This window comes from Streptomyces sp. CBMA291 (assembly GCF_014596525.1).
Classification (GTDB): domain Bacteria; phylum Actinomycetota; class Actinomycetes; order Streptomycetales; family Streptomycetaceae; genus Streptomyces.
This window is the reverse complement of record NZ_MSJP01000058.1, coordinates 13,030-26,758: the sequence shown is the minus strand read 5'-3', so window position 1 is coordinate 26,758 and position 13,729 is coordinate 13,030. Positions and strand designations below refer to the sequence as shown.

Annotated in this window: 13 protein-coding genes; 4 read left to right on the top strand and 9 right to left on the bottom strand. The window is 73.4% G+C overall.

Features of this window, described 5'->3' with window-relative positions; all coding sequences use genetic code 11:
• Window positions 1-43: 43 nt before the first annotated feature.
• The 3 genes from BU197_RS15265 to BU197_RS31000 form a co-directional block, all read right to left on the bottom strand.
• Entirely contained in the window at window positions 44-1,177 is a 1,134-nt protein-coding gene (locus BU197_RS15265; protein ID WP_188268830.1) for a serine hydrolase domain-containing protein, read from the bottom strand.
• 99 nt (window positions 1,178-1,276) lie between these two features.
• The gene (locus BU197_RS15260; protein ID WP_188268829.1) at window positions 1,277-1,786 is read right to left on the bottom strand and encodes an NUDIX hydrolase; all 510 of its coding nucleotides are present in this window, start codon (window positions 1,784-1,786) and stop codon (window positions 1,277-1,279) included.
• 9 nt (window positions 1,787-1,795) lie between these two features.
• Window positions 1,796-1,930: a hypothetical protein gene (locus tag BU197_RS31000; protein ID WP_262928247.1), complete on the bottom strand. Its 135-nt coding sequence runs from the start codon at window positions 1,928-1,930 to the stop codon at window positions 1,796-1,798.
• A gap of 266 nt (window positions 1,931-2,196) precedes the next feature.
• Between BU197_RS31000 and BU197_RS15250 the strand changes: the two genes are divergently transcribed.
• From BU197_RS15250 to pepN, 3 genes are all read left to right on the top strand, one after another.
• Window positions 2,197-2,802, top strand: a complete 606-nt coding sequence (locus BU197_RS15250) for a CGNR zinc finger domain-containing protein (protein WP_188268828.1) — start codon at window positions 2,197-2,199, stop codon at window positions 2,800-2,802.
• Between the two features lie 128 nt (window positions 2,803-2,930).
• Window positions 2,931-3,947: an aspartate-semialdehyde dehydrogenase gene (locus BU197_RS15245; RefSeq protein ID WP_188268827.1), complete on the top strand. Its 1,017-nt coding sequence runs from the start codon at window positions 2,931-2,933 to the stop codon at window positions 3,945-3,947.
• Between the two features lie 153 nt (window positions 3,948-4,100).
• Window positions 4,101-6,677: an aminopeptidase N gene (pepN, locus tag BU197_RS15240; protein WP_188268826.1), complete on the top strand. Its 2,577-nt coding sequence runs from the start codon at window positions 4,101-4,103 to the stop codon at window positions 6,675-6,677.
• A 157-nt stretch (window positions 6,678-6,834) separates the two neighbouring features.
• Here the strand turns inward: pepN and alc are convergent, their stop codons facing one another.
• Genes alc through BU197_RS15225 form a run of 3 tightly spaced genes read right to left on the bottom strand, consistent with a single transcriptional unit; the run spans window position 6,835 to window position 10,058 of the window.
• On the bottom strand, window positions 6,835-8,079 hold the full coding sequence (gene alc / locus BU197_RS15235) for an allantoicase (RefSeq protein WP_223183203.1): 1,245 nt from the start codon (window positions 8,077-8,079) through the stop codon (window positions 6,835-6,837).
• A gap of 58 nt (window positions 8,080-8,137) precedes the next feature.
• Complete coding sequence (locus BU197_RS15230; RefSeq protein WP_188268825.1) at window positions 8,138-9,073, bottom strand: LysR family transcriptional regulator; 936 nt, start codon at window positions 9,071-9,073, stop codon at window positions 8,138-8,140.
• Between the two features lie 10 nt (window positions 9,074-9,083).
• A complete protein-coding gene (locus tag BU197_RS15225) occupies window positions 9,084-10,058 on the bottom strand; it encodes an EamA family transporter (protein ID WP_188268824.1) in 975 nt (324 codons plus the stop codon).
• Window positions 10,059-10,198: 140 nt separating this feature from the next.
• Between BU197_RS15225 and BU197_RS15220 the strand changes: the two genes are divergently transcribed.
• Window positions 10,199-10,711, top strand: coding sequence for a MarR family winged helix-turn-helix transcriptional regulator (locus BU197_RS15220; RefSeq protein WP_188268823.1), 513 nt, complete (start codon window positions 10,199-10,201; stop codon window positions 10,709-10,711).
• Between the two features lie 361 nt (window positions 10,712-11,072).
• Here BU197_RS15220 and BU197_RS15215 read toward each other — a convergent pair whose 3' ends face one another.
• From BU197_RS15215 to BU197_RS15205, 3 genes are all read right to left on the bottom strand, one after another.
• A complete protein-coding gene (locus BU197_RS15215) occupies window positions 11,073-11,300 on the bottom strand; it encodes a hypothetical protein (protein ID WP_056558822.1) in 228 nt (75 codons plus the stop codon).
• Window positions 11,301-11,383: 83 nt separating this feature from the next.
• Window positions 11,384-13,462 carry a 4-alpha-glucanotransferase gene (malQ, locus tag BU197_RS15210; RefSeq protein ID WP_188268822.1) on the bottom strand — a complete coding sequence of 693 codons (2,079 nt, stop codon included), beginning with the start codon at window positions 13,460-13,462 and terminating at the stop codon, window positions 11,384-11,386.
• A gap of 3 nt (window positions 13,463-13,465) precedes the next feature.
• A complete protein-coding gene (locus tag BU197_RS15205) occupies window positions 13,466-13,663 on the bottom strand; it encodes a hypothetical protein (protein WP_188268821.1) in 198 nt (65 codons plus the stop codon).
• Between the last annotated feature and the right edge of the window lie 66 nt (window positions 13,664-13,729).

The window sequence follows — 13,729 nt, the reverse complement described above, 5'->3', positions numbered from 1 at the left end:
TCCGTCGGTCAGGGCCGGGAAACGGGCCGGAGCCCGGGAGCGATCAGGCCTTCGGAGGGCAGAACTCGGCCTCCAGAGCGCCCTGGCTGCTGCCCGTCCAGCCGGCGTTGAGGTTCATGGCCAGCGAGTGCTTCCCGTCCTTGGTGACCACGGCTTCCGAGGTGGAGCCGTGGATGCCGCCGCTGTGTCCCCACAGCTCGGTGCCGCAGCTCAGCTTCCGCTTCATGATCCCGAGGCCGTACCCCTCGTCCGTGTGTCCCGGGATCGCGACCGTGGTGGTCAGCTCGCGCTGTTCGGCCTTCGGGAGCAGCCGTCCGGTGATCAGGGCCCGGTAGAAGGTCTGGAGGTCGGCGGCGTCGGAGATGATCTCGCCCGCCGAGTAGGCGATGGACGGGTTGAGCCGGGAGACGTCGACGGCGGGCTCTCCGGGAGCCGGGGAGAGCTTGGCGTACGCGGGGCTGCTGGGGCTCGGCATCCCGGGGCGGTTGCCGGGGACGCTGGTGGCGCGGAGCTTGAGGGGCTTGATGATGCGGTTCTCGACCGCCTTGCCGTACGGGCGGCCGGTGACCTTCTCGATCACCATGCCGGCGAGGACGTAGTTGGTGTTGGAGTAGGTCCAGGAGGTGCCGGGGGTGAAGTCCGGCTGGTGGGCCATGGCGATGTCGACGAGCTGCCGCGGGGCCCAGGAGTCGTAGCGGTGCTGGAGGAACTCGGGTCCGAAGACACGCTGCTGGAAGGCGGGGTCGCTGGTGTAGCTGTAGATGCCGCTGGTGTGGTTGAGCAGCTGGCGGACCGTGATCCGGCGTCCGTCGTGGCCGTTGCCCCGGACGACGCCGGGGAGCCAGGTGTCGACGGTGTCGTCGAGGTCGATCCGGCCCTCCGCCTGGAGCTGGAGGAGGACGGTGGCGGCGAAGGTCTTGGTGATGGAGCCGACCCGGAAGTGGTCGTTCCCGCCGCGCTGCCCCGCCGTGCCGGTCCAGCGGTCGGCCCCGTCGCGGGTCTGGGCGACGACGCCCGGCACCCCCGCGTCGACCTCCGCCTGGAGCGCCCGCTGGGTGGCGGTGTGGTCCGCCCGCACGGGCGTGGCGGCGAGTGCGGGGGCGGCGAGGACGGTGGCGGTGATCCCGGCGGCCAGTGCGGCGGCGAGGACGGTACGGGTGGTGCGTACGGCTGACATGCGGGCTCCCCTGAGGCTCTGCCATGTGTACTGCGGTCGGCGGGGAGGACTTCGGGGCCGCCGGGAGGGTTGAGCGGGGGTGCGGCGGTTGAGCCTCTTTCAGCCGTTCGGCGTACGGGGCGGCGAGGCGGGGTCGGCGGGCCCTCCGCCGGACCCGGCGGTGAGGCGGGAGCGGCCGACCGGGGGCCGCTCCCGCCAGAGGTCGAGGCCGATGTCGACGAGGGGTATCCGGGGCAGTGCGGGGACGGCGCCGAGGGGGTGCCAGGCGGCGAGATCGGTGGAGCCGCCGGTCTCGTTGCGCAGCTCGCCGCCGGTGATCCGGGCCTCGTAGACGATCCGCAGGGCGTGCCCGTCGACGGGGGCGGCGCTGCGGCGCGGCCAGGTCTGGCGGTCGGAGTCGACGCCGAGGAGGAGGGTGGGTTCGGCGAGGTAGCCGGTCTCCTCCTCGACCTCCCTGACCATGGTCCGCACGGGGTCCTCGGCGTGCTCCATGCCGCCGCCCGGCAGGGTCCACCGCCGGGTACCGTCGCGGGCCACCCAGCGGGCCAGCAGCACCTGGTCGTCACGGACGCACACGGCGTAGGCCGCCACCCTCAACTCCTGCTTCATGGGACGAGATTAGAACCAGTACGCGGGATGGGAGCGGCCCGTGAGCCGGGCGGAGCCGAGGCCGACGGCGACGAGGAGGACGGAGGCCAGGGCGAGGAGGCCGGTGAACGTCCGAAAGGGCGGCGCCTGGAGGGCGACGGTCACGGCGGTGGCGGCGGGCGAGTGCGGGGGGCGGGGTGCGGGCCGTCGGCATCACCGCGAGGGCGGGATGAGCAGGGGCTGACGGAGCAGGGTGCCGAGGGCGGCCTCGGGAGCGAGGGTGGATGTGGGGGCGGGGGTGGACGTGAGGGCGAACAGTCCCTAACCCTTCAACTCGATTTCAATGGTTGCACCGAAGAATCGCACCCCATCGGAACCTCAACCACTCAGGTAGCCTTTGAGGGGTTAGTCCATCGGAGGAGGGTGCCGCCATGTCCGTACCGACCGCCACGTCCGTACCGACCACCCCGCCCGCCACGGCCACCGCGCCCGCCCCGTCCGCCGCCGACCCGCGCCTGCTCGTCGGCGAGCCGGTCTCCCTCGATCTCCTCAACACCCGCTGGAACCTCAGCGGTGTCCGGCAGGACCTCCTCGAAGGAGTGGACGGCCTCGCCGTCTGGCTCGCCTCCAACGGTCTCCAGGACCGGTTCACCGCCGACGAGGACACCCTGCGGCGCACCCGCGCCGCCCGGGACGCCCTCGCCGCGCTCGTCGACGACCCCGGCGAGCCCCGCGCCACCGCCCGGGTCGACGAGGTCCTCGGCCACGGCCGCATCCGCGCCACCCTCACCGCCGAGGGCCCCGGCGAGCGGTCCGAGTTCGCCGACCCCGCCTGGGGTCCCGGCTGGACCGCCGCCCACGACTACCTCGGGCTGCTCCGCGCCGCCCCCGACCGCATCCGGGTCTGCGCGCACGAGAGCTGCGTCCTGCGCTTCTTCGACACCTCGCGCAACGGCACCCGCCGCTGGTGCTCGATGGCGCTCTGCGGCAACCGGGCGAAGGCCTCCCGCCACTACGCCCGCGGCAAGAGGGCCTGACCGGCCGCCGTCCGGACCCGGGGGCACGGCCACCGTCCCGGCCCTTGGACAATGGATTGGACAAGGCGCACCGGGACATACGCATCATGGACCGGCAGCACCCTGCACACACGTACGGAGGAGTCCCCGTGAAGGTCGGAATCGTCGGAGCCACCGGTCAGGTCGGCACAGTCATGCGGAGCATCCTGGCCGAGCGGAAGTTCCCCCTCGACGAGCTGCGGCTCTTCGCCTCCGCGCGCTCCGCCGGGACGGTCGTGGACGGCGTCACGGTGGAGGACGCCTCCACCGCCGACTACACCGGTCTGGACATCGTCCTGTTCTCCGCCGGCGGCGCCACCTCCAAGGCCCTCGCCGAGAAGGTCGCATCCCAGGGCGCCGTCGTGATCGACAACTCCTCCGCCTGGCGCCGCGACCCCGAGGTCCCCCTGGTGGTCTCCGAGGTCAACCCGCACGCGATCAAGGACCGCCCCAAGGGCATCATCGCCAACCCGAACTGCACCACGATGGCCGCCATGCCGGTCCTCAAGCCGCTGCACCGGGAAGCCGGTCTGACCGCCCTGATCGCCACCACCTACCAGGCCGTGTCCGGCTCGGGCGTGGCCGGTGTCGCCGAGCTGGACGGACAGGTCAAGGCCGTCGCCGAGGGCGCCGCCGCGCTCACCCACGACGGCGGGGCCGTCGACTTCCCCGAGCCCGGCGTCTACAAGCGTCCGATCGCCTTCAACGTGCTGCCGCTGGCCGGTTCGATCGTCGACGACGGCTCCTTCGAGACCGACGAGGAGCAGAAGCTCCGCCACGAGTCCCGCAAGATCCTGGAGATCCCCGGGCTCAAGGTCTCCGGCACCTGTGTCCGCGTCCCGGTCTTCTCCGGCCACTCGCTCCAGGTGAACGTCCGCTTCGAGCGCCCGATCAGCGTCGAGCGCGCCTACGAGCTGCTCCGGGACGCCGAGGGCGTCGAGCTGTCCGAGATCCCGACCCCGCTCCAGGCGGCCGGCAAGGACGCCTCGTACGTCGGCCGCATCCGGGCCGACGAGACCGCGGAGAACGGCCTCGCGCTCTTCCTCTCCAACGACAACCTGCGCAAGGGCGCGGCGCTCAACGCCGTGCAGATCGCGGAGCTGGTCGCCGCCGAGCTCCAGGGCTGACCCCGTACGTCCCGGAGGGGCGGCCACCCGTGACCGGGTGGCCGCCCCTCCGGCGTCCGCCCAGCGGACAGCGGACGCCGAAATGTGCAGTGCGTCGCCGTGGCGGGCCGTGGAAGGATGAGCCAAACGTCACGAAACCTAGGAGTTGACCGGGTGCCTGGCACAAACCTGACCCGCGAAGAGGCCCAGCTGCGCGCCGCGCTGCTGACCGTGGACGCGTACGAGGTCGACCTCGACCTCACCGGTGCGCAGGAGGGCGGCACCTACCGGTCCGTCACCACCGTCCGCTTCGATTCCGCCGAGGCCGGTGCCTCGACCTTCATCGACCTCGTCGCGCCCGCCGTGCACGAGGTCGTCCTGAACGGGCACGCGCTGGACGTCGCCGCCGTCTTCCGCGACTCGCGGATCGCGCTCGACCGTCTCGTCGAGGGCCGCAACGAGCTGAAGGTCGTCGCCGACTGCGCGTACACCAACACCGGTGAGGGCCTGCACCGCTTCGTCGACCCGGTCGACGACCAGGCCTATCTGTACACCCAGTTCGAGGTGCCGGACGCGCGCCGGGTGTTCGCCTCCTTCGAGCAGCCCGACCTCAAGGCGACCTTCCAGTTCACCGTGAAGGCGCCGAGCGGCTGGTCGGTCGTCTCCAACTCCCCCACCCCGGAGCCCAAGGACGACGTCTGGGTCTTCGAGCCGACCCCGCGCATCTCCACGTACATCACCGCGCTGATCGTCGGCCCGTACCACTCGGTGCACTCGACGTACGAGAAGGACGGGCAGACCGTCCCGCTCGGCATCTACTGCCGTCCCTCGCTCGCCGAGTTCCTGGACGACGAGCACATCTTCGACGTCACCCGGCAGGGCTTCGACTGGTTCCAGGAGAAGTTCGCGTACGACTACCCGTTCGCCAAGTACGACCAGCTGTTCGTGCCCGAGTTCAACGCGGGCGCGATGGAGAACGCGGGCGCGGTCACCATCCGCGACCAGTACGTCTTCCGTTCCAAGGTGACGGACGCGGCCTACGAGCGGCGCGCCGAGACCATCCTGCACGAGCTGGCCCACATGTGGTTCGGCGACCTCGTGACCATGGAGTGGTGGAACGACCTCTGGCTGAACGAGTCGTTCGCCACCTTCACCTCCGTCGCCTGCCAGGCGTCGGTGCCCGGCACCCGCTGGCCGAACGCCTGGACGACCTTCGCCAACGCGGAGAAGACCTGGGCCTACCGCCAGGACCAGCTGCCCTCCACGCACCCGATCATGGCCGAGATCAACGACCTGGAGGACGTGCTCGTCAACTTCGACGGGATCACGTACGCCAAGGGCGCCTCGGTCCTCAAGCAGCTCGTCGCCTACGTCGGCGAGGACGAGTTCTTCCAGGGCGTCCAGGCCTACTTCAAGGCCCACGCCTACGGCAACACGCGTCTCTCCGACCTCCTCGGCGCCCTGGAGGAGACCTCGGGGCGTGACCTGAAGACCTGGTCCAAGGCGTGGCTGGAGACGGCCGGCATCAACATCCTCCGCCCGGAGATCGAGACCGACGGGAACGGCTCGATCACCGCCTTCGCCGTCCGCCAGGAAGCCCCCGCGCTCCCCGCCGGGGCCAAGGGCGAGGCCGTGCTGCGCCCGCACCGGATCGCGATCGGCTTCTACGACCTGGACGAGGCGGGCAAGCTGGTCCGCACCGAGCGCCTCGAACTCGACATCGCCGCCGCCGAGCTGACCGCCGTGCCGCAGCTCCTCGGCAAGAACCGTCCGGCCGTCGTCCTGCTCAACGACGACGACCTGTCGTACGCCAAGGTCCGGCTCGACGCGGTCTCCCTGGCCAACGTCACCGAGCACCTCGGCGACTTCGCCGAGTCCCTGCCGCGCGCCCTGTGCTGGGCCTCCGCCTGGGACATGACCCGCGACGGCGAGCTGGCCGCCCGCGACTACCTGGAGCTGGTCCTCTCCGGCGTCGGCAAGGAGACCGACATCGGCGTCGTCCAGTCGCTCCAGGGCCAGGCCAAGGCCGCCCTCGACCTGTACGCGGCGCCGGAGTGGCGCGAGGCGGGGCTGACCCGCTGGACCGAGGCGACCCTGGCGCACCTGCGCGCCGCCGAGCCCGCCTCCGACCACCAGCTGGCCTGGGCGCGCGCCTTCGCGGCGACCGCCCGCACCCCGCAGCAGCTCGATCTGCTCGACGCCCTCCTCGAAGGCCGCGAGACGATCGAGGGCCTGGCCGTCGACACCGAGCTGCGCTGGGCGTTCGTGCAGCGCCTCGCCGCGACCGGGGTCTACGACGAGACGGAGATCGCCGGCGAGCTGGAGCGCGACCGCACGGCGGCGGGCGAGCGGCACGCGGCGACCGCCCGTGCGGCCCGCCCCTCCGAGGCGGCGAAGGCGGAGGCCTGGTCCTCGGTCGTCGAGGACGACAAGCTGGCCAACGCCGTGCAGGAGGCCGTCATCGGCGGCTTCGTCCAGGCCGACCAGCGCGAGCTGCTCGCCCCGTACACGGAGAAGTACTTCGCCTCGATCAAGCACGTCGCGGAGACCCGCAGCCACGAGATGATCCAGCAGATCGTGGTCGGCCTCTACCCGGCGCTCCAGGTCTCCCAGGAGACCCTGGACGCGACGGACACCTGGCTCACCGCCAACGCCCCGGCCCCGGCGCTGCGCCGTCTGGTGACCGAGTGCCGTGCGGGTGTCGAGCGCGCCCTGAAGGCCCAGACGGCGGACGCGGCCGCCGGCCGCTAGGTCGTCGGTCCAGCGGTCAAGGGGCGTCCTCCCTGGTGGGGGGCGCCCCTTCCGCGTCGTCCGGGAGTCCGCCGAGGGTTCGCCGCCGGTCTCCCCCTCGTAGGTCTCTCCCCCTCCCCCCTCCGGCTCGTGGCGGCTCTCCTGGAGGGCCGGCCCGTCAGCCGCCGAGCGCCGTGAACCGGGCGCGCAGTTCGGCCGCGCCCTGTTCCGTCAGCGTCCCGTGCAGGCGCATCCGGGCGACGCCGCCGTCGGGGAAGGCGTCCAGGCGCACGTGGGTGACCACGGCGTGGGCGGGGAGCTTGAAGCGGTGCGGGGTGTCGGGCTGGAGCCTGGTCCTGGGGATGATCTCGAACCACTCGCCGCTCTCGCCGTCGCGCCCGTGGAGGGCGATCCATCCCGCCGAGTTGCCCTTGAGGTAGGCGGTGTCGATCTCCACGGCGCGGACGGCGCCCTGCGCGGCGAGCCGGAAGCGCACCCAGTCGTGGGTGCCGCGCACCCGGCGGCGCCGGTTCTCCCAGCCGTCGTCCATCTTGCGGGAGGTGCCGGGCAGGATGATCTGGGTCGGCGAGGAGTAGAACCGGTCGGAGGCGTCCTCGTACGTGCCGCCGTTGAGCACCGAGATCAGGTCGAGGGTGCCGAGCAGCTCCAGCCACTCGGGGTCGGCGACGACCTCGCCGTGGACCCGCAGGCGCGCTATGCCGCCGTCCGGGTGCTGGCAGAGCCGGATGTGGGTCCAGCGGCGCTCGGCGGTGATCGTGAAGCCGTTGGCGGCGTGGCCCCGGACCGGGGTGGGCGGCACCAGCTCCTCCCAGTCGGCGCCGAGCAGCTCCTCCGGGCTCGGCGAGCCCTCCACGGCGGTGGCCTGGACGCTGACCCGCTGCGGGTAGTTGCCCCGGAAGTGGGCGGTGTCGACGACGATGCCCCGGATGACGCCGGGGGCGCCGAGCCGGACGATGGCCCAGTCGTGCTCCTCGGGCGCGGGGAAGACGTTCCCGGCGTCGGCGCCCCGGCGTCGGCGGGTCTCCCAGCCGTCCATGATCTTGCCCTTGTGGCCGAAGCGCTCCGGGTCGAAGACGGCCCGCTCGCGGACGAGGAGGTTCTCCCGCTCGGCGAAGAACTCGTCGTTGGCGGCGACGACCCCGGCGCCGAGACGCCGGTCGGCGAGGTCGACCAGCTCGGTGAAGGGGAAGTCCCCTGAGCGGTAGTCGGCGTACGGGTCGCCGCCGGAGTAGGGGGCGGCGTCGTTGGCGTGCGGGTCGTCGCCGGAGGGAGAGGTGGCGGCGGAGACCTCCGGGGCGGTGGCCTCCGGGGCGGTGGCCTGCGGGGCGGTGGCCTGCGGGGCGTCCGGGTCGGCCGGGTGCGGGGCGTCCGGGTGGGCTGCGTGCGCGTCGAGGCTGCTCATGTGCCGACTCTCCCGCGCCCCCGGCCCCGGGTCCATCGAATGTTTCCGGGGTTCCTTTTCAGTTCTGCTGAAAGGTCGGCGAGGCGTCCCGGGCCTCCGCCGCCTGCCGCAGGGCCCACAGCACCCTGGCCACCGCCGGGCCCTCCTCCGCGCCCCTGCGGACGGCGGCGACGACATGGCGGCGCGGCTGGTCGGCGGCGAGGACCCGGGTGACGACGCCGGTGACGCCCCGCCGTTCGGCCGCCGCCATCCGGGGGACGAGCGCGATACCCATGCCCGCCTCGACCATGGCGAGGATGGCGGTCCACCCCGAGGCGCTGTGGGCCTGCTCGGGCACGAACCCGGCGGCCTGGCAGGCGGCGGTGGTGATCTCGGACCAGGGCCCGGAGCCGCCGAAGATCCAGGGCTCGGCGGCGAGGTCGGCGAGCCGGAGACCGGGCGTCCCGGCGTGCGGGTGTCCGACGGGCAGGGCCACGTCGAGCGGGTCGGCGAGCAGCGGCACCCTGCTGAACTCGGGGTCGCGGGCGGAGGGCGCGTGGGCGGCGAGCGAGAGCGCCAGATCGGCCTCGCCCGCCGCGAGCAGTCCGTACGCCTCCGCCGCCTCGGCCTCGCGGACCCGGACGTCGAGCCCGGGGTGGGCGGTGCGGAGGCGCCGGACGGCGGGGACGACGAGGGCGGTGACGGAGGTCGGGAAGGCCGCCACCCGCACCCGGCCCGCCTCGCCCCGCTCATGGGCGTCGAGTTCGGCGTCGGCCCGTTCCAGCTGGGCGAAGACCACCTCGGCGTGGCGCAGCACCAGATGGGCGGCGTCGGTGAGCCGGACGCGGCGCCCGTGGGCTTCGAGGAGCCGGACGCCGAGCTGCCGGGAGAGGTTGGTGAGCTGCTGGGAGACGGCCGAGGGGGTCATGCGCAGGGCCTCCGCGGCGGCGGTGACGGTGCCCCGGTCGCGGAGGGTGCGCAGGACGCGCAGCTTCTTGAGGTCCCACTCGGTCATGGGGCGCAACCTATCGCCGTACGGCGGAGCCATCCAGTTCCTTCGACGCTTCCCGGCTGTTCCGTTCAGCGGTGTCGAACGGTTCGCCCGCGTCCCCGGCCCCGGGGGCGGGCTTGGCGACGGTCTTGGCGGTACGGGGGCTCAGCTGGCCCGCGAGGGTGGCGCCGAAGGCGATCGCCATGCCGAGGAGCTGCACCGGGCCGAGGGACTGACCGAGCGCCACCCAGCCGATGACGGCGGCGGTGATCGGGGAGAGCGGGCCGAGGAGGGTGACGGAGGAGGCGCTGAGCCGCTCGATGCCCCGGAACCAGAGGAAGTAGGAGATCGCGGTGTTGCCGAAGGCGAGGTACGCGTATCCGGCGAGGTTCGTGCCGGTCAGGGCGGGCGGGGCGCCCTCGATCAGGAAGGCGAGGGGCAGGATGACGAGACCGCCGGCGGTGAGCTGCCAGCCGGTGAGCGCGAGGGCGCCGACGCCTTCGGGGCGGCCCCAGCGCTTGGTGAGGACGACGCCGGCGGCCATGGAGAGCGCGGAGAGCAGTCCGGCGAGGACGCCGAGGAGGTCGAGCGCGGCTCCCGCCTGAAGGACGACGAGGCTGACGCCGAAGGTGGCGGCGATGGCGGTGAGCAGGGATTTCGCCGTGGGTCTGTCGCCGAGGAAGAGGGCGGCGAGACCGACGACGAAGAGCGGTCCCACGGAGCCGACGACGGCGGCGACCCCGCCGGGGAGCCGGTAGGCGGCGAGGAACAGAAGCGGGAAGAAGGCGCCGATGTTGAGCACGCCGAGGACCGCCGCCTTCCCCCACCAGACGCCCCGGGGGAGCTTGCGGGTGAGGGCCAGGAGGAGGAGTCCGGCGGGCAGGGCGCGCATCAGACCGGTGAAGAGCGGCCGGTCGGGTGGCAGGAACTCGGTGGTGACGTAGTAGGTGGAGCCCCAGGAGATCGGGGCGAGGGCGGTCAGCGCGACGACGGCTGCCTTGCGGGACATGCGGGTTCCCCCCTGACACGGATGCGGCCCGTGCCCCTCGGGGACCCGAACCTGCTTGGCGGTAATTAACTTAGCACTAAGTTAATTACGTGCAAGTGGCCTTCTTGCCGTCGAGACGCCGGGAAGAGGAGACTGGCCCCATGGACACGAAGAACCCCGGCCCCGCCCACGACGCCGTCGACGCCATCACCGACCAGTGGGCGGCCGTCCGCCCCGATCTGGAGACCGCGCCGATGGCCGTGTTCGGGCGGATCTACCGCCTGGCGGGCGCCATGCGCGGCAAGGTCGACAAGGCGTACGCGCCCTACGGCCTGGGCCTCGGGGAGTTCGACGTGCTCGCCACCCTGCGCAGGTCAGGGGAGCCGTACACGCTCTCGCCGCGCGAGCTGACCGCCACGCTGATGATCACGACCGGGGGGATGACGGGCCGTCTCGACAAGCTGGAGCGGGCCGGACTGCTCACCCGCAGCCCCGACCCGAACGACCGGCGTGGACTGCGGGTCACCCTCAGCGAGCGCGGTGGGGAACTGGTCGACCTGGCGGTGTCCGCCGGTCTCGCCGAGCAGCGGACGGCACTGGAGAACGCCCTCACCGACGAGGAGGCGGCCCAGCTCTCCGGCCTGCTGCGCAAGCTGCTCGCGACCTCGGCCTGAGCCTCAGGGCTTGGCAGACGGGGAGACCCGGCCGGAGGGGCAGAGGGCAGGCGTACGGGGCCCGGCCGGAAGGGCAGAGACAGGGGCAGGCGTACGGGCGAGGCCCCGGCCCGAAGGGCGTGCGGGGGCCTGCCCCGCAGGGCCGGGGCGCGCGCCGACGGGGGCGAGGCGTGCTCCGGCAGGGGCGAGGCATGCACCGACGGAGGGCGAGGCGTGCTCCGACGGGGGGGGCTAGGCGTGCTCCGACGGGGGCGCCCAAGGGCCCACCGGACCGTGTCGAGGCGTGGGTACGCGTACGAGGGCGTCGCACGGCGTGTCGTCACCGTGCGGCGCCCTCGGCGCAGCGGAGGAGTGCGGCGGGTCAGGCCTTCTTGGACTTGTCGAGCACCATCACCAGGCCGGCGATCACCAGGAAAAGCACCAGCGGTGCGGCGACGAACAGACCGAGGGTCTCGATGACCTCCAGCTTGGGGGCCGGGTCGTCGCCGTCGTCGCGGGTGAGCGCGAGCGCGGGGGACGACATGAGCAGCATCATCAGCGTCGTACCGGCCGCGAGCGAGCCGGCGCGCAGAGCGTTCTTCTTGTCCACGGTGCAAACGTAGCGAACGCCCGATCGGGCCGCGCGCCCGGGGGTGCCGTACGGGCGTCCGGGGCGCTTCCGGTGGTCCCGGATCAGGCTCCCCGGAGGCCCTGCGGGGCGGTGCCCGCGCGCAGTTCGCGAAGGAGCGCGTGGGCGCGGGGCGAGGCCGCGAACCGTTCCAGGGTGAGCGGCTGACCGTCCGGACCGGCCAGCGGCAGCCGCCAGTTGGGGTACTCGTCCCAGGTGCCCGGCAGGTTCTGCGGCCGCCGGTCCCCCACCGCGTCGGGCAGCCACACCCCCACCATCCGCGCCGGGGTGCCGAGCAGGAACCGGTGGACGGCCCTGATCGCGGTCTCCTCGTCGCCCGGCCCGTCCGGGAGCAGCCCGAGCCGTTCGAAAAGGCCGAGCCACTCGGCGGTCTCCGCCGCGTCCGCCGCCCGCTCGCGCTCCGGATCGCCGGGGAGCAGCCCGAGCCGGTGCCGCAGGGCGATGTGGTCGCCGGAGAGCCGGGCGGCGGTCGGGGGCAGGTCGTGGGTGGTGGCGGTGGCGACGCAGGCGGTACGCCAGGAGTCCTGCGGCAGCGGGCGTCCGCCGCCCGCCCAGTCCCGCTCGAACCAGAGCACGGAGGTGCCGAACACGCCCCGGTCGGCCAGTTTCTCGCGGACGCCCGGTTCGACCGTGCCCAGGTCCTCGCCGATGACGAGGGCCCCGGCCCGGTGCGCCTCCAGGACGAGGACGGCGAGCATGGCCTCCGCGTCGTAGCGGACGTACGTGCCCTCGGCGGGCTCGCGGCCCTCCGGCACCCACCAGAGCCGGAAGAGGCCCATCACGTGGTCGATCCGCAGGGCGCCCGCGTGGCGCAGGAGTTCCCGCAGCAGCTCCCGGTAGGGGGCGTAGCCGGTGGCGGCGAGCGCGTCGGGGCGCCAGGGCGGCAGGCCCCAGTCCTGGCCGCGCGCGTTGAAGGCGTCGGGCGGGGCGCCGACCGACATGCCGGGGGCGAAGTCCCCTTGCCCGGCCCAGGCGTCGGAGCCCTCCGGATGGACGCCGACGGCGAGGTCGTGGACGATCCCGACGCCCATCCCGGCATCGCGGGCGGCCCCGGCGGCGGCGGCGAGCTGCCGGTCCGTCAGCCAGGCAAGCCGGCAGTGGAAGTCGACCCGGGCGGCCAGGAGGGGATCGGCGCGCACGACGGACTCGGCCGTGCGCGGGTCGCGCAGTTCCCCGGGCCAGCCGCGCCAGTGGGGTCCGTGCCGCTCGGCGAGGGCCTGGTAGGTGGCGTGGTCCTCCAGGGCGCGGCCCCGCTCCGCGAGGAAGGCGTGGAAGTCGGCGCTTCGGCCGGGTCCCGGGACGACGTCCGCGAGGACGAGTTCGAGGGCCCGCAGTTTGACCTCCCACACCGCGTCCCGGTCGATCGGCGCGCCCTTGGAGAGGACCCTCTCGCGCAGTTCGGCGGCGTCGGCCAGGATGCCGTCGAGTTCCTCGCGCCGCTCGGGTCCGACCAGGGCGAACTCGGGGATCTCCTCGATCCGCAGATGGACGGGGTCGGGGAAGCGCCGGGAGGAGGGGCGGTACGGGGAGGGGTCACAGGGTGCCCCGGGCACGCCCGCGTGGAGCGGGTTGACCTGGAGGAATCCGGCGCCGTGGGTGCGGCCCGCCCAGGTGGCGAGTTCGCGCAGGTCGCCGAGGTCGCCCATGCCCCAGGAGCGGGTGGAGAGCAGCGAGTAGAGCTGGACGAGGAGCCCGTACGAGCGCCGTTCGGGGGCGGGTACGCGCGCGGGGCTCACGATCAGGGTGGCGGTGGCGGTCCGCCCGTCGGGTGCCTGGGCCTCCACGGTGTGGACGCCCGGGGGCACCCGCTCCCAGTCCGGGCCCGTGACGCGGGCGCCGTCCTCGGTGGTGACGCGGAGCCGGGTGCCGGGCGGCAGTTCCTCCGGCGGGCGTACGGGCTCCGCGCCGTGCCAGCGGACCAGGGTCGGGGGCAGCAGTCGCTCCCGGTCGGCCCGGTCCGCCGCGCCGAGGGCGGTGGCGACCGCCTCCGGTGTGGCCGCGTCCACGCCGAGGGCGCCGAGGACGGCGACCACGGTCGCCTCCGGGACCGGCGTGGTGGCGCCTCCGGAGGAGTCGTGGGCGGTGGCGACGCCGTGACGGGCGGCGAGACGGGCCAGGGTCACTTCTTACACTCCGGGGGACTCCGCGCCGACCGCGCCGCCGGGGGCGGTGGCTTCGCTGGTGAGGGGCGCCGCCGTGGTGAGGGGCGGTTCGCTGGTGAGGGGGGCCGCTTCGGGAAGCGGCGGTTCGCTGGTGAGCGGTTCGCCGGTGGGGGCCTGCAGGGGAATCCGTATCCGTCCGAGGTTGTCGGCGGTCGTGGTCACGGGGGTCTCCCGATTCGTCTCGACAGGTGGGACCTGGGTCATGGCTGTGCCCTACCCACGGCACCT